17 protein-coding genes are annotated in these 21989 nt (G+C 61.6%); 12 read left to right on the top strand and 5 right to left on the bottom strand.

What is annotated here, in order from left to right; all coding sequences use genetic code 11:
* Window positions 1-194: 194 nt before the first annotated feature.
* Window positions 195-2186, bottom strand: a complete 1992-nt coding sequence (locus JV201_RS16045; protein WP_219405707.1) for a hypothetical protein — start codon at window positions 2184-2186, stop codon at window positions 195-197.
* A 276-nt stretch (window positions 2187-2462) separates the two neighbouring features.
* Between JV201_RS16045 and JV201_RS16050 the strand changes: the two genes are divergently transcribed.
* The 5 genes from JV201_RS16050 to JV201_RS16070 all read left to right on the top strand — a co-directional run bounded on the left by JV201_RS16050 (window position 2463) and on the right by JV201_RS16070 (window position 7657).
* Window positions 2463-3521, top strand: coding sequence for a LacI family DNA-binding transcriptional regulator (locus JV201_RS16050; protein WP_308340695.1), 1059 nt, complete (start codon window positions 2463-2465; stop codon window positions 3519-3521).
* A gap of 88 nt (window positions 3522-3609) precedes the next feature.
* A complete protein-coding gene (locus JV201_RS16055; RefSeq protein ID WP_177023334.1) occupies window positions 3610-4392 on the top strand; it encodes a sugar phosphate isomerase/epimerase in 783 nt (260 codons plus the stop codon).
* Entirely contained in the window at window positions 4385-5329 is a 945-nt protein-coding gene (locus JV201_RS16060; RefSeq protein WP_003214077.1) for a sugar kinase, read from the top strand. Before JV201_RS16055 ends, JV201_RS16060 begins: the two co-directional genes overlap by 8 nt.
* 55 nt (window positions 5330-5384) lie before the next feature.
* On the top strand, window positions 5385-6680 hold the full coding sequence (locus JV201_RS16065; protein ID WP_003214078.1) for an MFS transporter: 1296 nt from the start codon (window positions 5385-5387) through the stop codon (window positions 6678-6680).
* Window positions 6680-7657 carry a D-glycerate dehydrogenase gene (locus tag JV201_RS16070; protein ID WP_178967222.1) on the top strand — a complete coding sequence of 326 codons (978 nt, stop codon included), beginning with the start codon at window positions 6680-6682 and terminating at the stop codon, window positions 7655-7657. The genes JV201_RS16065 and JV201_RS16070 overlap by 1 nt, the downstream gene beginning before the upstream one ends.
* Window positions 7658-7792: 135 nt before the next feature.
* Here the strand turns inward: JV201_RS16070 and JV201_RS16075 are convergent, their stop codons facing one another.
* The gene (locus tag JV201_RS16075; RefSeq protein WP_102369247.1) at window positions 7793-9418 is read right to left on the bottom strand and encodes a methyl-accepting chemotaxis protein; all 1626 of its coding nucleotides are present in this window, start codon (window positions 9416-9418) and stop codon (window positions 7793-7795) included.
* A gap of 234 nt (window positions 9419-9652) precedes the next feature.
* Here JV201_RS16075 and JV201_RS16080 point away from each other — a divergent pair, with 234 nt between their 5' ends.
* The 4 genes from JV201_RS16080 (at window position 9653) to JV201_RS16095 (ending at window position 12682) form a co-directional block, all read left to right on the top strand.
* Complete coding sequence (locus tag JV201_RS16080; protein ID WP_003214084.1) at window positions 9653-11080, top strand: nucleobase:cation symporter-2 family protein; 1428 nt, start codon at window positions 9653-9655, stop codon at window positions 11078-11080.
* A 13-nt stretch (window positions 11081-11093) separates the two neighbouring features.
* A complete protein-coding gene (locus JV201_RS16085) occupies window positions 11094-11555 on the top strand; it encodes an LEA type 2 family protein (RefSeq protein WP_003214086.1) in 462 nt (153 codons plus the stop codon).
* Between the two features lie 4 nt (window positions 11556-11559).
* A complete protein-coding gene (locus JV201_RS16090; RefSeq protein WP_003214088.1) occupies window positions 11560-12111 on the top strand; it encodes a GNAT family N-acetyltransferase in 552 nt (183 codons plus the stop codon).
* A 325-nt stretch (window positions 12112-12436) separates the two neighbouring features.
* Window positions 12437-12682, top strand: a complete 246-nt coding sequence (locus JV201_RS16095) for a hypothetical protein (RefSeq protein ID WP_158660299.1) — start codon at window positions 12437-12439, stop codon at window positions 12680-12682.
* A 255-nt stretch (window positions 12683-12937) separates the two neighbouring features.
* Here JV201_RS16095 and JV201_RS16100 read toward each other — a convergent pair whose 3' ends face one another.
* Complete coding sequence (locus tag JV201_RS16100; protein WP_219405708.1) at window positions 12938-13864, bottom strand: carbon-nitrogen hydrolase family protein; 927 nt, start codon at window positions 13862-13864, stop codon at window positions 12938-12940.
* 92 nt (window positions 13865-13956) lie between these two features.
* Here JV201_RS16100 and JV201_RS16105 point away from each other — a divergent pair, with 92 nt between their 5' ends.
* Window positions 13957-14874, top strand: coding sequence for a LysR family transcriptional regulator (locus JV201_RS16105; protein WP_219405709.1), 918 nt, complete (start codon window positions 13957-13959; stop codon window positions 14872-14874).
* Here the strand turns inward: JV201_RS16105 and JV201_RS16110 are convergent.
* Window positions 14849-15100, bottom strand: a complete 252-nt coding sequence (locus tag JV201_RS16110) for a hypothetical protein (protein WP_003217960.1) — start codon at window positions 15098-15100, stop codon at window positions 14849-14851. The two genes, JV201_RS16105 and JV201_RS16110, sit on opposite strands and share 26 nt — an antisense overlap.
* Before the next feature lie 175 nt (window positions 15101-15275).
* On the opposite strand from JV201_RS16110, the gene JV201_RS16115 reads away from it, so the two are divergent.
* Entirely contained in the window at window positions 15276-15596 is a 321-nt protein-coding gene (locus JV201_RS16115) for a YqjD family protein (RefSeq protein ID WP_003217958.1), read from the top strand.
* A 40-nt stretch (window positions 15597-15636) separates the two neighbouring features.
* Here JV201_RS16115 and JV201_RS16120 read toward each other — a convergent pair whose 3' ends face one another.
* A complete protein-coding gene (locus JV201_RS16120) occupies window positions 15637-16674 on the bottom strand; it encodes an Ldh family oxidoreductase (protein ID WP_177080529.1) in 1038 nt (345 codons plus the stop codon).
* Between the two features lie 170 nt (window positions 16675-16844).
* Here JV201_RS16120 and JV201_RS16125 point away from each other — a divergent pair, with 170 nt between their 5' ends.
* Window positions 16845-21959 (top strand): M35 family metallopeptidase, encoded by a 5115-nt coding sequence (locus tag JV201_RS16125; RefSeq protein WP_219405710.1) that lies wholly within the window; start codon window positions 16845-16847, stop codon window positions 21957-21959.
* Window positions 21960-21989 lie beyond the last annotated feature (30 nt).

Consider the following 21989-nt stretch of genomic DNA (forward strand, 5'->3'; position numbering starts at 1 on the left):
CTTCGATTCTTTACATAGTTACGGATAAAGTCGATCGTTTCCTTTTTCATCACTTGTCTCCAGATATTAAGAAGAATCACATCTCACACGTACTTCCCTATCGTTGACATAGCCGCTCGCGCCGCGAGACAAAGCGCTTGCACGCCTATCACACGCCGACTATTCCCTGCACAACAACAAATTCACCCAGTCCTTTAATCTTTGACCAACGTTGCCTTTCCATCACTAGTGCAACTAATGACATCCCCGGGTTTACAAAACCCACCCGTTGGAAAGGTCAGGTCGACACGGATATGTCCGCTCCCCTTGACGTCTGGCCGGGAGTCACCCACCTTGCCCAGGTTGCGCCACACTTCGAAACTGGCGACAGCTGAACCGTATTCGCGCATAGGCTCGAGGGTCCGGTCGAACGGTTCCACCACAACGTTAATGCCGTTATCAATATGGGGTTGCAGCACCTGGATAGTTGCGTCGTATTCAGTGTTATCAATAGGATCAACCCAGTTATTACGCCCATAGCCTTGCCAGTGAAAACGCACCTCATCGTTAAGTTGCAGGCCGATGTTGCCCGGAATCAACCAATGCACGCCATATAAAGGCGAAGGCGAAGAACAACAGGTTACATACTCGTTAGTCAGGGTGTGCTGAACTTGCGGAGGGGTAAAATTAATCAGCGCTGTCACATCTACATTCACAAAGGTAGGCTCTGATTGTTGTTCGTTGACCCCATTACTGGTGAGGTAATGGACCGGCAAACGTGGATTGACCGTCCCCTCGATCAGGTTCCAGGGGATATCGGTAAACCACACCAACTGCCCTCCTACCTCCCCCAACTGCACGCTATGGCTGGCCACCGGGCCAACACCGTTCCAGAACAGACTGAGCAATTGACCCGCAACCGGATCTGCAAACAAAGGAACATATGCCTGGGCATCCAGCCCACGATCCAGATGATTGAGCTGATTGGGAGTCCTGGAGCCGCGCCCTATCACCGTGACGCTGGCCAGGGTCGGGTTAAGCAATGCGGGCGCATTGGGATGGTCCTGGCCGGCAATCGTCAGGTCGACATTGAACCGTTCCGATAAGGAACGAAATGGAGGCAGGGCTCCGCGAATGATTTCGTAGCGCACCACCGCCGCTTCGGGAACCAGTACCGGCGCAGGCCCCCTGAGGGTCAGCCATGGAATTTCCACATCACAAGGGAAACTCAGTACCGGCTGCGGGACTGTCGGACGGGCATTCCAATAGGCGATTACCTGGTCCCCCGGCGCCCAATCGTCGTAGGCGGGGTCAATGCGCATGAACACGCCACGACGTGCATCATCGCGCTTGATCAGGCCGTCGTCGTATGCCGGTGGCCGAATTTGCGGACGCGGCAAGTTGCTCGGCAACGGCGTCAGTGCCAGCTGAAACAGCAGTCCGGCACTCTGGCTGCTGAAATTGCCTGCCTCGTCAAAAATGCGGTAGAAAATATAGGCGTCACCGTTGTTCAACCTGCGAAAAATATCGGGGGGCACGTAAGCAACCAGCGGGTCGGAGGTTAACGCGATCACGTACTCAGCGTCCGGCGCGCTTAACGGCGGGTTATCCCGGTTGGACAGGAAGAACTCAATCCGGTCCTTGTCCGCGCGCACGGTGTAGAACGGAATATTGAACGCCACCGGCACGTTATCGAGCAGGTATTGCTCATCGACGTTCGGGGTCGGGGCAACTACAAAATCCACAGTATCCAGTGGGTTCAGTAACGCAGGCGAGTCCAGATCGATGGTGAGTGTTCTCCTGGGAATCAACTCACTGACACCGCCAAAGGAGTCCTCAACCGAATAGTAGAGTTGCGCGGTGCCGGAGCCCTCATCAGTCAATCGTGGCAGGGGCACCTCCAGTGAGAAAACCGCAGGCAGAGGGGGTGGCGGGCCAAACACCTCCTGCGAATCAACCACCTCATCGACACCCGCCCACACCCAGTGGAGGCGCACGGTGTGCGGCTCATCCAGCAGCGGCTCGGGTCGCGGGTTCCACATCGGGATGTTGACCTGCAGCGGGCCCTGCAGGCGCGAGCGCGGGATCAGGCCCCGGGGGTCACCACTGTCGACGCCGGGTATGTCCATCGGGTCCAGCAACACAGTGCCCCCGTCGTCCGCGCCCAAGGGTTTGATCAGGTAAGTGGAACCAGAGACGTCAGACATGGGTTTAATCCTCAACACGGTGGACAGTGGCCTGCCGGCAGGCGGCGTGTGTATACCAAGTGGCGTTGAGAGAATTAAGCGCCCGATTCCTTCGTCCGGATACTGTCAGAATTAACAGGTAGACCCCTCCATTCGTCGCTTTTTGCTCGGCCTTGCTGCCAGGGCGGTTACTGAGCAGCGCTTGACGAAATTTCCTACTTGGTGTTTCCTGAAACCGGTTTCAGAAATTGATTTCGCCTTGGAACCCAGATAAATCCAATAAGAAAGGCCGCCGCCGTGACTACTTTTTCCGCCGCCCAACGCAGCCGCGTGACCATGCTGGACGTCGCCGAGCGCGCCGGTGTGTCCAAGGCCAGCGTGTCGCGCTTTATCGGCGACGACCGTGCCCTGCTCTCCGATGCCATCGCCCTGCGCATCGAGCAGGCCATCGATGAGCTGGGCTATCGCCCCAACCAGATGGCCCGCGGCCTGAAACGCGGGCGCACCCGCCTGATCGGCATGCTGGTAGCCGATATCCGCAACCCCTATTCGATTGCCGTGATGCATGGCGTGGAAACCGCCTGCCGCCAGCACGGCTACAGCCTGGTGGTGTGCAACACCGACCGCGATGACGAGCAGGAGCGCCAGCACCTGGCGGCCCTGCGTGCCTACAATATCGAAGGGCTGATCGTGAATACCCTCGGCCATCACCTGGACCAATTGCTGGAACTGCAACGGGAAATGCCCCTGGTGCTGGTGGACCGCAAGGTCGAACCGCTGCACAGCGACCTGGTAGGGCTGGATAACCCGGTGGCGGTGCGCATGGCCGTGGAGCATCTGGAACAGCAAGGCTATCGCGACCTGCTGTTGGTGACTGAAGCCACCGACGGCACCAGCTCGCGGCTTGAGCGCCTGGACAGTTTCAAGGCGGAAATTGCCAACCGTCCGACATTGACCGGCGCCGTACTGGAGTTGGATGGCGAACTGGAACAGCGTCTGCAAAAGTTTCTAGGCAAATCCGGCCCCAAGGCGTTGTTCTGCGCCAACGGAATCGCGGCACTGGCGTGTACCCGTGCATTGAAAAATCTAGGCTGCGACCTGTTTGATGACGTGGGCCTGATCGCCCTGGATGACCTCGACTGGTACCCGCTGGTGGGCAACGGCATCACCGCCCTCGCCCAGCCCACCGAGGCCATTGGCGCCAGTGCGTTTGACTGTTTACTCAAGCGTTTGCGCGGCGATAGCCAGCCCCCACGCACCCTGGACTTCTTGCCACAACTGATTATCCGGGGCTCGACCCAATCCCTTGTGGGAGCTGGCTTGCCTGCGATAACGGTTTCTCCGGCGAAGCAGTAGGCGGCTGACCGCCGCCATCGCAGGCAAGCCAGCTCCCACACGTTTATTTTGCGAATAAAAATGAAACCGGTTTCAGAGGTACACAACAATGCATAAATACCCCGTCTCCATCAGCCTTTCCAGTTACGGCGCCGACCTGGTCCGCCAGCAAGGCCAGTTGAGTTTCGTCGAGGTGCTGGCTGCCGCCGGCGCGCAACGCATCGAATGGCGCGAAGAGCTGCTGACCACCGAACAACCCCATGAGCTGGCGCAAGCTGCAGCCGATCAAGGCCTGGAGTGCGTGTTCTCATCGCCCCTGGAACTCTGGGTGGCCGGTCGCTCGCAGCCCAATGCCGAACTGGCCGCCACCCTCGACCGCGCCCAGGCATTCGGCGCCCGCTGGCTGAAAGTCTCCCTGGGCTATTTCACCGACACCAACGACCTCGACAGTTTGAGCGCCCTGCTCAACCGGCATCCGGTCAAGCTGCTGGTGGAAAACGACCAGACCCTGCACGGCGGGCGTATTGAGCCGATGCAGCGCTTTTTCAACGAAGTCGAGCGGTTGGCGGTGCCGGTGAAAATGACCTTCGATATCGGCAACTGGCAATGGCAGGACCAATCCGCGACCACCGCCGCGCGCCTGCTGGGCCGGCATGTGGATTACCTGCACTGCAAGGCCGTGGCCCGCCGCGCCGACGGCAAGCTGGTGGCCCTGCCGCCGGGCGCCGCCGACCTGCATCTGTGGGAACAACTGCTCAAGCACATGACTCAAGGTATTACCCGGGCCGTGGAATTTCCGCTGCAAGGCAATGACCTGGTGCAGGTCACCGCCCAGCAGGTCGCCGCCCTCGCCGTCCTCGGCCAGCCCCGCGTGGAGAACGCACATGTCTGAGATCGATATCCTGTCGTTTGGTGAAACCATGGCGATGTTTGTCGCCGAACAGACCGGCGACCTGGCCCAGGTTGCCCAGTTTCACAAGCGCATTGCCGGCGCCGACAGCAACGTCGCCATCGGCCTGTCACGCCTGGGCTTCAACGTCGCATGGCTGAGCCGCGTGGGTGCCGATTCCCTCGGGCGCTTCGTGGTGGACACCTTGCAGAACGAAGGCCTGGACTGCACTCATGTGGCGGTGGACCCGCTGCACCCCACGGGCTTTCAACTCAAGTCCCGCGAGGAAGCCGGCGATGATCCGCAGGTGGAGTACTTCCGCCGTGGCTCGGCCGCCAGCCATCTGTCGGTCGAGGCGATCAAGCCTGAGCTGTTGCAAGCCCGGCACCTGCACGCCACCGGCATTCCGCCGGCGCTGTCGGACGCCACCCGCGACCTGTCGCGCCAGTTGATGACGCAAATGCGCGAGGCCGGGCGCAGCGTGTCCTTCGACCCGAACTTGCGCCCGTCCCTGTGGGCGAACGAGCAACGCATGATCAGCGAAATCAACGCCCTCGCCTGCCTGGCGGACTGGGTGTTGCCGGGCTTGGGCGAAGGCCGCTTGCTCACCGGTTTTGAAGACCCGGCCGACATCGCCGCGTTTTACCTGGACCAGGGCGTGGAAGCCGTGGCCATCAAGCTCGGGCCCCACGGCGCGTATTACCGCACCCAGCTGGACCAGGGGTTTGTCGCCGCCGTGCCAGTGGCCAAGGTGGTCGACACGGTCGGCGCCGGCGATGGATTTGCCGTGGGCATGATCAGCGCGCTCCTGGAAAACCTGAGCTTCAGCGAAGCCGTGCAGCGCGGCAACTGGATCGGCAGCCGCGCGGTGCAGAGCCGTGGCGACATGGAAGGCTTGCCGTTCAGGACCGATCTGCCCCACACCCAGAAAGCCGGTTAATCAGCATCACCGAGTTACCTGTTGCCACAACTACAACAAGCTCAGGAGCAACCTTATGGAACCGTTGAAACTCGCCACCCGCCGTTGGTGGTACATCATGCCCATCGTGTTTATCACCTACAGCCTGGCGTACCTGGACCGCGCCAACTACGGCTTTGCCGCCGCCTCCGGGATGGCCGAAGACCTGATGATCACCCCGGGCATGTCGTCATTGCTCGGCGCGCTGTTCTTCCTTGGCTACTTTTTCTTCCAGGTGCCCGGTGCGATCTACGCGCAGAAACGCAGCGTGAAGAAGCTGATTTTCGTCAGCCTGATCCTGTGGGGCGGCCTGGCCACCCTGACCGGCATGGTGTCCAACGCCTACATGCTGATCGTGATCCGCTTCATGCTCGGGGTGGTCGAAGCCGCCGTGATGCCGGCGATGCTGGTGTACCTGTGTCACTGGTTCACCCGCGCGGAACGCTCGCGAGCCAACACCTTCCTGATCCTCGGCAACCCGGTGACCATGATGTGGATGTCGGTGGTCTCGGGCTACCTGGTACAGCATTTCAGCTGGCGCTGGATGTTTATCATCGAAGGTTTGCCGGCGGTGCTGTGGGCGTTTATCTGGTGGAAGCTGGCGGATGAAAAACCCGCCGACGCCAAATGGCTGAGCGCCCAGCATAAAAAAGACCTGGAAACCGCCCTCGCCGAAGAACAAGTGGGCATCAAGGCGGTAAAGAACTACGCCGAGGCCTTTCGGTCACCCAAGGTGATCATCCTGGCGCTGCAGTTTTTCTGCTGGAGCATTGGCGTGTATGGCTTCGTGCTGTGGCTGCCGTCGATCCTCAAGGCCGGCCTGAAAATGGACATGGTCGAGGCCGGCTGGCTGTCGGCGCTGCCGTACCTGGCGGCGGTGATCGGCATGCTGGCGGTGTCCTGGGGCTCGGACAAACTGCAAAAACGTAAACGTTTTGTGTGGCCACCGTTGCTGATCGCCTCCATCGCGTTTTATGCGTCCTACGTGCTCGGCGCCGAACACTTCTGGTGGTCGTACACCCTGCTGGTGATCGCCGGGGCCTGTATGTATGCGCCTTACGGGCCGTTTTTTGCGATCGTCCCGGAAATCCTCCCGGCCAACGTCGCCGGCGGTGCCATGGCGCTGATCAACAGCATGGGCGCCCTCGGTTCGTTCGGCGGTTCGTATCTGGTGGGCTACCTCAACAGCAGCACCGGATCGCCCGGCGCCTCGTACTTGCTGATGAGCGGTGCGCTGCTGGTGTCGGTGGTGTTGACGATCTTTCTCAAGCCCGGCGCCAGTGACCGCGAGCGCGCCCCGCTGCAATCCCTTGAATTGAAGGTAAAGACCTGATGAAAAAGTCTGTCGTGCTCTACAAGAAACTCTCTGCACCGCTGATGGCCCGCCTGCATGAACAGGCCCAGGTCACGCTTATTGAATCGCTGGATGAAAGCGGCCTGGCCAAACTGCGTGAAGCCTTGCCGACCGCTCAGGGCTTGCTCGGTGCCAGCTTGCGCCTGGATGCCAAACTGCTGGATCTGGCGCCAAACCTTGAGGCGGTGGCCAGCGTGTCGGTCGGTGTCGACAACTACGATATCGACTACCTGACCGAGCGCGGCATCCTGCTCAGCAATACCCCAGACGTACTGACCGAAACCACCGCCGATACCGGCTTCGCCCTGATCCTGGCGACCGCCCGGCGAGTGGTGGAGTTGGCCAATATGGTGCGTGCCGGCAACTGGAACCAGAACATCGGCCCGCTGCATTTCGGCAGCGACGTGCATGGCAAGACCCTGGGCATTATCGGCATGGGCCGGATTGGTGAAGCATTGGCCCAGCGTGGGCACTTCGGGTTCGGCATGCCGGTGATCTACCACAGCCACTCGCCAAAACCTGCGGTGGAGGCGCGGTTTGACGCGCAATACCGCAGCCTGCCGGACCTGCTCCGGGAAGCCGACTTTGTGTGCCTGACCTTGCCGCTGACGGCTGAAACCGAAGGTTTGATTGGCGCTGAAGAGTTCGCGCTGATGGGCCCGGAGACGATCTTTATCAACATCTCCCGAGGCAAGGTGGTGGACGAGCCGGCGCTGATTGAGGCGTTGCAACAGCGCACGATTCGTGCGGCGGGGCTGGATGTGTTTGTGCGCGAGCCGCTGCAGCATGATTCGCCGTTGTTGCGTTTGAACAATGTGGTGGCGACGCCGCATATCGGTTCAGCGACTCATGAGACGCGGGAGGCGATGGCCAAGTGTGCGGTGGACAATCTGCTGGCGGCGCTGGCCGGTGAAAAGCCGAAGAACCTGGTGAACCCAGCCGCCTGGAAACACTGATTCCTGAAACACCACAGCACCCAATGTGGGAGCGGGCTTGCTCGCGAAGGCGGTATGTCAGCCACCGAATGCATCAACTGATACACCGCTTTCGCGAGCAAGCCCGCTCCCACATTTTTTTGATCGCATTTCAGATTAAATGACGAACCTGGCCACCATCCCGTTCAAATCCACTGCCAGGCGCGACAGTTCGTGACTGGCGGCTGAGGTCTGATTGGCGCCCGCCGCCGACTGCGTCGCCAGGTCGCGGATGTTCACCAGGTTGCGATCCACTTCGCGGGACACCTGAGCCTGTTCTTCCGACGCACTGGCGATCACCAGGTTGCGCTCGTTGATCAGGCTGATGGACTGGGTGATCTGCTCCAGGGCCACACCGGCAGCCCGCGCCATTTCCAGGGTGCTTTGGGTGCGCTGGTTGCTCTGCTGCATGGACTGCACCGCTTCACCCGTACCGCTCTGGATGCCGGCGACCATTTTCTCGATTTCCTGGGTCGATTGCGCCGTGCGATGGGCCAGGGCCCGCACTTCGTCYGCCACCACSGCAAAACCACGCCCGGCTTCACCGGCACGCGCCGCTTCAATCGCCGCGTTGAGTGCCAGCAGGTTGGTCTGCTCGGCAATCGCGCGAATCACGTCCAGCACCTTGCCAATGTCACGGCCCTGGGTGGCCAGGCCTTCGATCAGCACCGAGGTGTTTTGCACGTCCTGGGTCATGGTCTGGATCGCGCCGACGGTTTCCACCACTCGGTCGCGCCCTTCCCGCGCAGCCTGGTTGGACTGGCTGGACGCCTCGGAGGTGGACACCGCGTTGCGCGCCACTTCTTCCACGGCGGCCGTCATTTCGTTGACCGCGGTGGCGGCCTGGTCGATTTCGTTGTTTTGCTGTTGCAGGCCCTTGGAGGCTTCTTCGGTGACGGCGCTGAGCTCTTCAGCGGCGGAGGCCAACTGCGTGGCTGAGCCGGCGATGTGCTGGATGGTCTGGCGCAGGTTGTTCTGCATCGCGGCCAAGGCGCCGAGCAGGCGGGCCGGTTCGTCCTTGCCGTCGACTTCGATGGGTTTGCTCAGGTTGCCGCCGGCGATGGACTCGGCAGCACTGACCGCCTTTTGCAGCGGAGCGACAATGCTGCGGGTCAGCAGCCAGGCCAGCAACACCGTCATCAAGGCTGCCAGCACGGCGACGATGATGATCCCGGTCACAGCCTGAGAATAACTGCCTTCGGCGGCGACGTTGGCCTGATCGGCCCCGGCGCTGTTGATGGCGATCAGTTTATTCAACTGCTCGCCCATCAGGTCGGTGCCGTCCTTGATCCGGGTATTGATCAGGGTACGCATCTCCTCGACCTTGTTTTGCTGCGACAGCGACATCATCTCGGCCTGGGCGGTCAGGTAGCTGTCGAGGGTCGCGGAAAAGGCTTTGTAGACGCTGGCCTCTTCGCCCTCGGCAGGCAAGGCCGAATAGGCGGCCTGGGCCACCTTGACCTTGTCCACCAGAATGGCCGAGCGCTCCTTGGCGTCCTGCACGGCGGCCGGCTCGCGGTTGATCAGAATGCGGAAGGACAGGATGCGCAGGCGCAACACGTTTTCGGTAATGTTGCCAAGGTACTTTACGCTGGGTAACTGGTTGGTTCCCATGTCGACCGAGGCCTGGCGGATCAGCGTCATGCGGTTGACCGCAAACACCCCCAGGATAACCACAAGCAACGCAATGAACGCAAAACCAAGGAAAGCTCGGGGGGCAATATTCAGGTTACGGAGGGACATAGGTGCGCTCTCAGAAGTAGTGGCTGCGCGCGTCCCTGCCGCGACACGGTCAGTCAGCGTCAACGCGCTGCTCTGACCTTACGGCGCCACTGTTTTAATAGGTATGTGGTGCCTACAACGTTATCGGCCGGCTTGAGGATTTAATGGGGGATGTTTCGAAATATTTTTTCACACTTCTGACAACTGGCACTTTCTGGCATCCTGCGCCTCCTTTTTCCTACCCGGGCCCGTATTTTGTCTGACACTCAAACCCCTCGCCCCCGTTATAAATCCGACCTGATCTACGGCCTCGACGACCGTCCGCACTTCAGCGCGGCGATATTTGCCGCCCTGCAGCACGTGCTGGCCAGCTTTGTCGGGATCATCACCCCGACGCTGATCGTCGGCGGCGTGCTGGGCCTGGAAAGCGAAGTGCCGTACCTGGTCAGCATGGCGTTGTTTGTGTCCGGGCTCGGCACCTTTGTGCAGGCCCGCAAGTTCGGCCCGGTGGGTTCGGGCCTGCTGTGCCTGCAAGGCACCAGTTTTTCGTTTATCAGCGTGATCCTCAGTGCCGGCTTCATGGTCAAGGCCCGGGGCGGCGGCACCGATGAGATCCTGTCGACGATCTTCGGCATCTGCTTTTTCGCGGCGTTTATCGAAGTGGTGCTCAGCCAGTTCATCGGCAAGCTGCGCAAGCTGATCACCCCGGTGGTCACCGGCACCATCATTACCTTGATGGGTTTGTCGCTGATCAAGGTGGCCGTCACCGACATGGCCGGCGGTTATGGCGCCAGCGACCTGGGCGCCGCCGGCAACATGGGCCTGGCGGCCCTGGTGCTGCTGACCATCGTGGTGCTCAACCGCTTCAACAACGCGTTCCTGCGCCTGGGTTCGATCGTGATCGGCCTGACCCTGGGTTTTGTGGTGGCCTGGTGGATGGGCCGCGTCGACCTGGGCGCCCTGCCCCAGTTGCCACTGATCAGCGTACCGGTGCCGTTCAAGTACGGTTTTTCGTTCGACTGGGTGGCGTTTATCCCGGTGGCGGTGATCTTCCTGATTTCGCCACTGGAAGCCGCCGGTGACCTGACCGCCAACTCGATGATCTCGCAACAGCCGGTCAAGGGCCCGCTGTACATCAAGCGCATCAAGTCCGGCCTGCTGGCCGACGGCCTCAACTCGGTGATGGCGGCCACCTTCAACAGCTTGCCGATGGTGACCTTCGCCCAGAACAACGGGGTGATCCAGTTGACCGGCGTGGCCAGCCGTTATGTGGCGTACTTCATTGCCGGGCTGCTGGTGCTGCTGGGGCTGTTCCCGATGATCGGCGCGGTGTTGCAACTGATGCCCAAGCCGGTACTCGGTGGCGCCACGCTGATCATGTTCGGCACCGTGGCCGTGGCCGGGATCAAGATCCTCGCCGAAGCCGGGCTGCACCGGCGCAATGTGCTGATCGTGGCGATCTCCCTGGGCATGGGCCTGGGTGTGGCGGCAGTGCCGGAAGTACTGCGCGAGCTGCCCAAGGCACTGCACAACATCTTCGAGTCGCCGATCACCGTGGGGGCGTTCTGCGCTATCGTGCTGAACATCTTCCTGCCTGAGGAGTTCATAGAGTTGGAAGAAGATGAATTTGATCCGGAAGCCTCCACCCTCAAAGTGATGCAGGACCCGGACGTCACGAAATAGGAGAACCCGTTTTATGCGCAAGCTCATGGTTTTGTCACTGCTGCTACTCACCCTGAGCGCGTGCGCGCTGTTTCCCAATCGCGACCCGGTGAACATCAACGTGGTGGGCATCGAGCCGCTGCAGAGCCAGGACCTGGAAGTGCGTTTCGCGGTGAAGCTGCGGATACAAAATCCGAATGAAACCGCCATCGACTACAGCGGCGTGGCCCTGGACCTGGAGGTCAATGGCCGGCCGCTGGCGTCCGGGGTGAGTGACCAGGGTGGTTCGATCCCACGCTTTTCGGAGACGGTGCTGACGGTGCCGGTGAGCGTTTCGGCGTTTTCCGTTTTGCGCCAGACCCTTGGCTTGAGCCAGACCCAGAGTTTGAATAACCTGCCGTACGTGTTGCGCGGGAAACTCGCAGGTGGCCTGTTTGGCACCATGCGTTTTGTGGATCGCGGGACCCTGGACTTTCCCAACACTGCCACATGGTAACGACATGGATGCGCAACCTACGCTGTATACCGAACGGCTGATCCTGCGGCCGTTGACGCTGGAGGATGCCGAGGGTGTCCAGCAGCAATTTCCGCACTGGGAAGTGGTGCGTTACCTGAATGCCCTGGTGCCCTGGCCGTACCCGGCGGATGGTGCGCGCAGCTATCTGGAGCATGTTGCATTGCCGGCGATGGCCCGGGGTGAGGAGTGGCATTGGTCGATCCGCCTGAAAAGCGCGCCTGGGGTGTTGATTGGTAATGTCAGCCTGATGGATGAGGTGGACAACAACCGCGGCTTTTGGCTGGCGCCGCAGTGGCAGGGCCAGGGGTTGATGGCCGAGGCCAGTGCGGCGGTGACTGAGTATTGGTTTGAGGTGCTGGAGCGGCCCGTGATGCGCGTGCCCAAGGCGGCGCCGAACGTGGCGTCTCGCAGGATTTCCGAGCGGACGGGGATGCGGTTAGTCAGGACCGATGAGGGGCAGTTTGTCGCTGGGAGTTTGCCCAAGGATATCTGGGAGATTACCCGGGAGGAATGGCTGGGGAGTCGGCGGGGCTGAGGTGGGTTTTGGGTGTATATCCGTTATTTGGGTAACGGCTGATAGGGGTTCCGCTCTTACAGCGGCTCACTTTTGAACAGCGCAAAAGTAAGCAAAACGCTCTTGCCCCACCACTCGGCACCTCGCTTAGGCTCGGTGTGCCCTCACTCCGGCTTTGGACCGTGGGCCGCCGTCATGGGCCATCCCTGGCCCAGGACGGCTAACCCGGCGTCCTGCCGGGTTACCCACGCTCCAAAGCCTGCGTTCGGCCAGCGTGGTTTAACGGGGCGCCTAAGATCAAGATCAAAAGCAGATCAAGAGCACAGCGGCCTCCCGGCTGGCTTGAGTGTTAAAAGCAAAAGCAAAAACCAGAGCGAAAACAGATCTGCTTTTCTGTGGGAGCGGGCTTGCTCGCGAAAAACCTGAGAGCGCCGCGTTGAATCAGGATGCCAGCGTCATCGTTAACGACCTTCGCGAGCAAGCCCGCTCCCACATTTGGACCGTGCCCGCTTTAGCTTTTGATTTGCTCTTCAACACTCAAGCCGGCCGGGAGGCCGCTGTGCTTTTGCTTTTGCTTTTGATTTTGATCTGACTGCCCCAATAAGCCCGAGGCCGAACGCAGGTATTGCGGAGCGGGTAAACCGGCAGGACGCCGGTTTAGCCGCGCCGGGCCATGGATGGCCCGTCGCGGCGGCCCGCGGAGCAATGCCGGAGTGAGGGAACACCGAGCCTAGGCGAGGTGCCGACAGGCGGGGCAGAGCCCTTTGCTTACTTTGGGGCTTTTCCAAAGTGAGCCGCTGTAAGAGCGGAACCATAAGCCGCCGTTACCGAAGAAACGGATATGTACTCAGTCAACAATAAACCGCACCCCCGCCCTAACCCGCTCATCCACGATCAATTCGAAAATATCCGGCCGGGCATAATGCCCAACCACATCATAGTCATACCGCGCCCGCACCAAATCATCCGTATCAATCCGCGCCACCAGCAACCCCGCCCCACCGAGCAATGGCCCGGCAAGAACGTCCCCCATGGGCCCGACAATCACACTGCCCCCCGCGATCAGAGGCCGATCCACCGGCCAGTTCGCCACCTCCACACCCAACGCCTGGGGTGACGCCTGCACCTGACACGCACTCACCACAAAACACCGCCCCTCATGGGCAATATGCCGCATGCTCACCTGCCACATTTCCCGCTCATCCACCGTCGGCGCGCACCACACTTCCACACCCTTGGCGTACATCGCGGTGCGCAACAACGGCATCATGTTCTCCCAGCACACGGCGCCACCGATGCGCCCTACCGCGGCATCAATCACCGGCAACGTCGAACCATCACCCTTGCCCCAGATCAGCCGCTCAGTGCCGGTAGGCATCAATTTGCGATGCCTGGCCACCAACCCGCCCACCGGCTCGAAATACAGCACCGTGCAATACAACGTGCTGCCACTGCGCTCGATCACGCCCAACACCAGGCTCGCCCCGGTGCGCGCCGACAAGCCGGCCAGCGCTTCGGTCTCCACACCCGGCACATCAATCGCATTGGCAAAATACCGCGCAAAGGCCTCGCGCCCTGCAGGCAGGCGATACCCCAGCTGGGTGCCGAAGCCTTCACCTTTGGGATAACCCCCGAGCAACGCTTCCGGCATCACCACCAGTTGCGCACCGCTGCGCAGGATTTCGTCCTCGTAGGACAGGATCTGTTCCAGGGTCTCAGCCTTGCCTCCCGGCAAGGAACCGATTTGCAGCGCAGCCACGGTAGAAACAGGCATCACGATCACTCCGTATCAATGGGGGTTGCCCATTCTCCGGCCAGCGGCAATCATGAATAAAGCCCGCTTCGCTGCTAACTGATATGAGCCATATGAATATCGCCAACGTCGATCTCAACCTGCTGAAAACCTTCGAGGCCCTGCACGACGAATCCAGTGCCAGCCGTGCCGCCCTGCGCCTTGGCGTCACGCAGTCGGCGATCAGTGCAGCCCTGCGCCGCTTGCGCGATGTGTACGGCGATCAGTTGTTCGTGCGTACCGGCCGGGGCCTGGCGCCCACCTTGCGGGCCAATCAGTTGAAGCCGGTGATCAGCGAAGCCCTGGATCGCTGCCGCCAGAGCCTGGCGATGGTGGATCTCCTGGGCAATCACTATCAGGGCCGTTCGGTGGTGGTGGGGTTATCGGATGATTTCGAAATCGCCTACGGCCGGCGGCTGATTGAAGAGATTGCCCGGCGTGCGCCAAAGCTGCGGTTGATGTTCCGCCAGACCCACAGCCAGATCGTTGCCGACGCCCTGCTCGACCGCAGCCTGGACCTGGCAATCACCGCCGGCGGGTTTGCCGAGCGCCGGTTGAGCCGGCAGGTATTGGGGGAAGGCCATTACGCGTGCCTGGTGGACCCCGACAGCCTGGCGCCGGGACAACAGGCCATCGACCTCGACGAGTTCGTCAGGCGCGAGCATGTGCTGGTGTCATCCGGCGGGTTTATCGGGATCACCGACGAGGGCCTGGCCGCGCAGGGGCTGAGCCGCCACGTAGGTGCCTCGACCACGCACTTCGCGGCGCTGCCGTTCCTGCTCAAGGGCAGCCAGGCGGTGGCGACCATCCCCGGCCATGCGGCCCAGGCCATCGCGCAGATGACCGGACTGAGGGAGCTGCCTTGCCCGCTGGCGCTGCCGCGTTACCCGGTGGAGCTGGGCTGGCGCACCCAGGCGCAACTGGATCCGTTGCTGCTCAAGGTGCGCGAGGCAATCGAGGCTTGTTTTACTTCGCCGCCATCAGGCGATTGACTTCACTGCGCACCATGTTCGAGAACTCCGGCGGTGACATGCCGTCCAGTTCTGCACGCACCCATTCGGCCCATTTGCCCTTGCGTTTGGCGCGTTCGCCAAACAGGCGGGCGGCCTCCCCCTTGGCCTTGCCCAGGTTGCTTTGCCAGAGGTCGTAGAGACGGGACTTTTCATCTTCCAGCGCGGCGCGCTCGGCGAGGGGCTTGTTGGCCAGATTGAAGCTCATGTTGAATTACCTGCTGCACAAATAGGTGACATCTTACACTGTAGGTTGAAATTTCCTGGCCTGGATTTCTCCTAAGCTGACCACAGGAAAAAAACTGCAACTTTTGCCCGCTTCAAACACTCCATTCTTCATCAAGCGCATTCATTGCCACATTCACCCGCAAGGAGTTAACCCAATGGCTCGCAAATCTGCCGCCCAAGCCGTCGAAGACCAAATCAAGGACCAAGCCTTCAGTGAACTGACCGCACTGATCGAAGAATCGGACAAGCTGCTCAAAAGCAGCGCGTCACTGGTGGGAGAAGAAGGTGAAACCCTGCGTGAACAGGTCGCCATCAAGCTCAAGCAGGCGCTGGACTCGGTGTCCAATGTGCGCGAGCGCAGCAAGCCGGTGGTGGATGCCACCGAAACCTACATCGGTGGCCATCCATGGCAGACCGTGGCGATTTCCGCCGGGTTTGGCCTGGTAGTCGGCCTGTTGCTGGGCCGCCGCAACTGATCTGATGCAACGGCTGCGCCCTCCCCGGGCGCAGCTCGCTTCACGCCTGTGCCAACACCCGCAACCGGCTCAATTCCTGCGTTTCGATCTCGATCCCGCCTGACAGCGACTTCGCCCGTGTGCGATGGCGCCGATCCCCCGGCAAACGCCGCAACCCTGCCGCATGCATCTGTCGCACCAGCTCCTGGCTGCGCTCGGCGAAGCTCTGCCCGGCGGTCTTGCTCGGGTCGATCACGATCAGCAGTTGGCCGGTCCATGGGGTGCGAGCGCCGGGGTGATCGGACCAGTTGAACTCAAACGAGAAGTTACCGCCCGTGAGGGCCGCGGCCAGCAGCTCGACCATCATCGACAGGGCCGACCCCTTGTGCCCGCCAAACGGCAGCAGTGCGCCGCCTTCGAGGATCGCCTTGGGGTCCTGGGTCGGCTGGCCGAGGCTGTCCACGCCCATGCCGGGTGGCAGGCGTTCGCCCTTGCGCGCGGCAATCTGCACGTCGCCATGGGCGATAGCGCTGGTGGCCAGGTCAAACACGATCGGCAGGCCATCGGCGCGGGGCGCGGCGAAGGCAATGGGGTTGGTGCCGAACAGCGGGCGGTCGGCGCCGTGGGGCACCACGCAGGTCATGCTGTTGACCACGCTCAAGGCCACCAGGCCTTCTTCAGCAAAAGGCTCGACATCCGGCCAAAGCGCCGCGAAGTGGTGGGAGTTATGGATCGCCAGCAAGGCAATCCCGGCACTGCGGGCCTTTTCCACCAACAGCGCACGGGCGGCTTGCAATGCGGGCTGGGCGAAGCCGTTAGCCGCATCCACCCGCACAAACCCGCTGGCCACATCCTCGACCACCGGCACCGCCTTGCCGTTGACCCAGCCACTGGCCAGGGTCGAGACGTAACCGGGGATACGGAATACACCGTGGCTGTGGGCACCGTCGCGCTCGGCGCTGGCGCAGTTCTCGGCCAGCACCTGGGCCACATCGGCCGACGTACCGTGGCGGACAAACACCTGGCGCAGCAGGTCGGTCAATTGCGCATAACTGAGTCGCTCTGATGAAGACTCGACATCCAAAGGCGATGCAGACATCTGAAGCTCCCGTTTAATTATTGGAATGGGCAACAGCGTACAAGAATCGGTCCGTCGATTAGACAGGGTTTGCCCCATGGCTGTCGACAGGGAGCGCCAGACATATCTAGCCCCTCGTGGCGCCAGGCCTGGATAGGTTGCAGGCACGCAACTCTTCAAGGATCAGGATGATGAGCCACACCCCTCTCCCGTATTTTTTCCCCGAAGCCATGCGCGTGGGCTGGAGGGCGCTGGACCGTGAGCGCCAGCTGAACATCGACAGCAGGGACATCGAGTTTCTCGGCAAGGTGTTTTTTGCCAGCGATGCAGGCCGTCGCCAACAGTCGCCGCCAATGATCGCGCAGCGCATCTGGTTGAATAAAAGCACTGCCAATGCCGTCGAACTGGCCGGCAGCTTCATGATGAGTTCAACCAGCGCCTACCCACATGCCTGGCTCTACACCCCGTACGGCGGCCTGGAAAAATTCGACAGCCCCGCCCACTTGCTGACAGCACTGACCGAGCGCTTGAAAACCCCGGACAGCGCCACGCAACTGCTGTACTTCCTGCCCTTGCAGCAACAACCATCGCCGCTACTCGACAACCGACTGGTGCTGACACCGGAGGCCATGCTCGGCGACGTATTGGGTGAACAGGAAAAAACCCTCAGGCGCTATCAGGAGAATAATCGCCAGGCGCTGCTGGCGGCGTTGAAACAGTTGCCCGCCCTCGGCGCCCTGCTTTCAAAACTGCTCGAAAGCGTCTGCCGCCCACTGTTCCCCGGGCTCAGCCCCGGCGAAGCCCACGTGAGTTTTTTCACCATACAGCCCGTTGGGTACACGGTGCCTCGCTGGCTCGACTCGCTGCAACTCAATGACGCGGTGCTGTTGTACTACCGTGAACAAGCCTGGCCCGCCGGGCAAACCCGGGAGTTTTTCCACCCCAAGCGGCCTGCCGACGCCAAGGCCCGCGACACGCAGCGTTGGGAAACCGCGATCAAACAAGCAGCCGGCCAACTGATCCCGTTCCTGCACAGTGCACTGGAGACGTTCTGGAACAGCGAGATCGCACCGGGCGTGTCGCGTCGGGCCTGGTTCGCCCGGGCCATGGCCGCCAATGCGCAACTGGATCTGCTGTTCAAGCGCCAGCAATCCATCATCAGTCCGGAGCAAAGCCGGGCATTGGCAGCGCTGTACTCTTCCCGGGGTAACGAGGCCCCCCCGAACAGCCAGACGCTGCGCGTCGAGAACGTACAGATCTGGGAGCAGCCGAGCAACGCCGTCGAGCTGGCCAGCACCTTCATGATCGGCAATTCGCAGACCTTTCTCTACACCCCCGAGAAGGGCCTGCAGGTGCTCGGGACCTACGACGATCTGATGGACACCCTCAAGGCCATGGTCAAGGCGCCAGGCTATGAAGACGACCTCTACAACCTGATGTCCCTGGAGGAGCGGGCGCTGTTTGTAGGGTTCAAGACGCCGCAGTTTTCCGGTACTCCCATCGCCGGCAATCTGTTTGAGCAGGTGCTCGAAACCATCATCGGCAAGCGGCAACAGAACCTACGCTACGCGCTAGATCTGTACCGACGCACCCGCGCCGGCATTGACCCCTCGGCCTTGCTCGACTACGCGCTGGATGTGCGGTACATGATCGACAGCCACCTCCCGGGCCTGGATACCGCGGGACGCTGGACGCCTCATTCGGTACTGGCCGACCCGACTCGCCCGGTGTCGCTGGCCGCCGAACGTGCCGCCCTGCTGCAAAAGCAGATGACCGATATCCAGGACACGCTGGCAACCCAGGTGCGAGCGCAACCCACATTGGCCAACACCGTCAATCAGGCGCTCACCGCCGAGTTCAACCGCCGCGGCTTGGCTGGCCACGATCCCGGCAAGATCTACGTCAATCGCTACGCCGCCAGCGCAAGCGCGACACCCGCCACTGCGCCCCTGGAAAGCCAGAGCCTGCGCAGTTACTTTCTTGCGCGCCTGATACACAAGCGCGGGCCGATTCCGCAAACGCCGCACTATGGCCTTTACGCCAGCCAGGTCGATGGGGCTGTCACACCGCTGGGCGGCCTGGACATAGCGCAAGCCAACGCAGTGCTCGATGCCGCACTGGTCAAGTTTCATCACTCCAACATTGCCGATATTCCCCGCGAATACCTGGAACAGCTCAAGGCGCCGATGGCCCATGCCATGGCGGTGGCGATCCAGGGCGAAGCCAGGCTCAGGCGCCTCAACAACAGCCTGGACGCGCGTGATGAGGCGATCGCGCAGACGGTGTTTGATCTTCAACACCCTGATCGCCGCCGGCGCCAGGGCCTGGGTGGATTCATCCCGGATGCCTATGCGTTGACCGTCGAACCCGAGGGCCTGACGCAACGGGTGCCCCTGGCGCATTGCTTGATGCTCACCGAACGCGGTGGCCTGGCCCCGTCCCACTCAGGCCGGGCCGTGCTGTGGACGCCGGCGCGCGGCCTGGAGAGTTTCGCCAACGTCAGCCAATTGCAGACAGAACTGCAACGACGACTGGCCGCGCCGGACCTTCGCAGGCAGCTACTGGCCAATCTCGACCCGCGCTATCTCAAGCCGCACCAGGCCTGCGCACTCGGTCAGTTCATGCTGATCAACGGCGCGGTCGCACAGCACTGCCAGCAGTCCTGGATTGATCATTACAGGGCACAACGGGCTCACTGCCTCACCCTGATGCTCTCAGGGGACGCCTTGCTGAAGCGTCTCGGGGGGCTGGAAAAGGCCCTGCCGGCCAACGACCTGGGCCATGCCTCACAAATCGCCCAGACCTTCATGGCACAACAATCACTGCCCGCCTGGCTGGGGATGGCGTCTGTCAGCCAACAGCGTCGCCATGTCGAAATCCTTGAGCAATACCGCCACAGCCTCACGGACGACAAGGATTACCTTGACGATTTCCTGCCGCTGCCAGCGTATCTCGGCAGCAAGCTCATCGACTTGTTGCAGCCCTATGACGTGCGCCCGCAAGACGTCTACATCCTGCCCAAGCTGGTATTGGCCGGCCAGCGGCAGAACCTGGTGGACTACGCCCTCAATCACGTCAGCCAGCAAGCTGCTGCATTCGATGTCGAGTCCACAGCCGCCGGCCTGACACCTGCTGTGGTGCGCCAGATCCTCGCGCGCCTGCCACTCAAGCAGGACCACCAGGCTTGCCTGGTCGAAAAACTCACCCCGGGCAAGCCGGGCGCAGACGTGCGGGAGCGCCGGTTTATTCGGCAACTGCCCTGGCAACTGTTGCAAAATGCCCACGCGCTGAGGCTGCAGGAACTGTTATCACCCGCGGGCCTGAGCCTGGTCGAACAGGTCCTCGACATGCCGGACGCGCTCGCCCGCGCAGCGGTCGAGGGCGCGACCTCGACAGTGCGTCCGCTGGAGTTGATCGCCACGGCGGGGGCCCGGTCCATCAAGGCCCTTGGGGTCTACTTGATCAGTGCCGTCGAAAGCACTCCGCTGGTGATGTATGCGCCCTATGGGCCGCAACAGGCGTTCCAGGAGTTCGACAACGAGGCGGATTTGATTCGCCGGCTCAACCTGCCCGGCCCCTTGCAGGACTGGGTGATCGGTCGCCTGCCAGAGGCTGAGCAAGCCACGTATAGACACCTCTGGGCCAGCACGGTCGGGGGAACCTCGGAAATCACCCTGGGGGCCAATCCGATCAGGGGCCACGCGCTCAAGCAGTTGTACCGCGACAACATCGGATTGATCTCGAACCTGTTTGAACAGCAATCCCAGGCCAACGCCCGGTCAGCCTGGGACACCCTCAAAGCCTTGTTCAGCAGCGGACTGCAGCACGCGCAGGCGTTGCTGCCGGGCAAGCTGATGGTGCCGCTGGTGATCTGGCAAAGCTACAAACTGTTCCAGGCCTCTGCCGAAGACTTGCAGCAACACCGCTGGCGCGAGGCGCTGCAAACCTTCATCGGCGGTGTCGCGCAAATGGCCTCGATCCGCGCATTGATGGATGAACCCTCGACACCAGGCACCGCCCCCGCGCAACCCGCGCCGACGCAAACGGCCAGTGCCTGGCACGACATCGACGTCACCGCCCGGGCCCGAACCCGGCTGCAAGCGTACGAAGCCTGCGACATCAGCCTGGAGGGCCTGACGGCAGGCAACACGGGCGTCTACACAGCGACGGACAACCGGCATTACCTGCCGTGCGCAGGCAAGGTCTACCGCGCCAGGCAGGTCGAAGGCCATTGGCGGCTTTTCAGTGCACGGTCCAAAGGACCGTTTGTGCGCCTGGATGCCAACCGCAAATGGACCCTGGACCCGGGCGCATCGGTTCGCCGCCACGGCCCCGGATGGAGTGCAATGATGGACCGCCGTGAGGTGCGGACAGCCGTGGACCAGGTGATGAACGTCGAGGCCCGCGGCCTGGCCGAGATTCGGCGTGTGTCGCCCTCCAGGGCCCAGGCGATCGTCGAGGCACTGGACCTGGCAACCTTCTACCTGCACAACTGCCAGCAGAACCTGAAGCTGCTCGACCACCAGTATCCGCCCGTGACCCGGGTGCATCGCTTCATCAACCGCTTCTTTGGCATCCCGATAGACGCCGACACCGGCCCGGCCAAATTTCCGCCAACCCTCGCGCAAAAGCTCATGGACACGGTGACCGACATTCTCGATGAGGTGCTGGAGCCGGCACTCTACTCGCTCAACTCCCGGCGTTTCGTCTCCGGTGCGCATATTGCCGAACCGGAACGGCATTGGGCGTTTACTATCGACGGCGACCCGGATCGACGCATCTACCTCACTGAAAACTTCTTCAACCCGCCTACAGCCGATTTCGAAGGGCGCCTGATCAATCACTTCGACCAAAGAGCCCATGCCCGCGCGACCACCTTGATTCATGAGTTGACTCATATCGTGAGCAATACCGCCGACGTCGCCTACCTCAACTCCACATCGCCCTTTTACGACCTGATCGAGGTACAGACCCAAGCCGGTCGCGATCTTCAGGACTGGCTGCGCAACGTGCAGGAGAATGCGTACTCGATCAACACGCCTGTTGGGCAATTGTTCAAATCAACGGACGCGTGGGGGCCTACCGGATTCGACCTGGGGACCGACCCGGAAGATGACTACATCAAGCAGCAGATTCTTGCCACGACCGGAGGCGTGGACTTGAGCAACGCGCGGGGAATTTTCAAAACCAACCTGACGCGGCGGTTCAATACACAGATGGATAACGCCGACTCACTGACCTTGCTGATCACCACCCTGGGGCGCCAGTTGGACCCCGTGCCTTCGATTGCCGAAGCCACACCGTAACAGACAGGGTGCGGGCCGAACGCCCGCACC

Source organism: Pseudomonas sp. Colony2 (genome assembly GCF_019382755.1).
GTDB lineage: Bacteria > Pseudomonadota > Gammaproteobacteria > Pseudomonadales > Pseudomonadaceae > Aquipseudomonas.

Bases quoted from the DNA above. Each gene is read 5' to 3' on its own strand.
- JV201_RS16065 (WP_003214078.1), top strand. From the start codon at position 5,385: ATGGAACCGTTGAAACTCGCCACCCGCCGTTGGTGGTACATCATGCCC.
- JV201_RS16100 (WP_219405708.1), bottom strand. From the start codon at position 13,864: ATGCCTGTTTCTACCGTGGCTGCGCTGCAAATCGGTTCCTTGCCGGGA.
- JV201_RS16120 (WP_177080529.1), bottom strand. From the start codon at position 16,674: ATGTCTGCATCGCCTTTGGATGTCGAGTCTTCATCAGAGCGACTCAGT.
- JV201_RS16085 (WP_003214086.1), top strand. From the start codon at position 11,094: ATGCGCAAGCTCATGGTTTTGTCACTGCTGCTACTCACCCTGAGCGCG.
- JV201_RS16110 (WP_003217960.1), bottom strand. From the start codon at position 15,100: ATGAGCTTCAATCTGGCCAACAAGCCCCTCGCCGAGCGCGCCGCGCTG.
- JV201_RS16105 (WP_219405709.1), top strand. From the start codon at position 13,957: ATGAATATCGCCAACGTCGATCTCAACCTGCTGAAAACCTTCGAGGCC.
- JV201_RS16115 (WP_003217958.1), top strand. From the start codon at position 15,276: ATGGCTCGCAAATCTGCCGCCCAAGCCGTCGAAGACCAAATCAAGGAC.
- JV201_RS16060 (WP_003214077.1), top strand. From the start codon at position 4,385: ATGTCTGAGATCGATATCCTGTCGTTTGGTGAAACCATGGCGATGTTT.
- JV201_RS16070 (WP_178967222.1), top strand. From the start codon at position 6,680: ATGAAAAAGTCTGTCGTGCTCTACAAGAAACTCTCTGCACCGCTGATG.
- JV201_RS16125 (WP_219405710.1), top strand. From the start codon at position 16,845: ATGAGCCACACCCCTCTCCCGTATTTTTTCCCCGAAGCCATGCGCGTG.
- JV201_RS16090 (WP_003214088.1), top strand. From the start codon at position 11,560: ATGGATGCGCAACCTACGCTGTATACCGAACGGCTGATCCTGCGGCCG.
- JV201_RS16055 (WP_177023334.1), top strand. From the start codon at position 3,610: ATGCATAAATACCCCGTCTCCATCAGCCTTTCCAGTTACGGCGCCGAC.
- JV201_RS16045 (WP_219405707.1), bottom strand. From the start codon at position 2,186: ATGTCTGACGTCTCTGGTTCCACTTACCTGATCAAACCCTTGGGCGCG.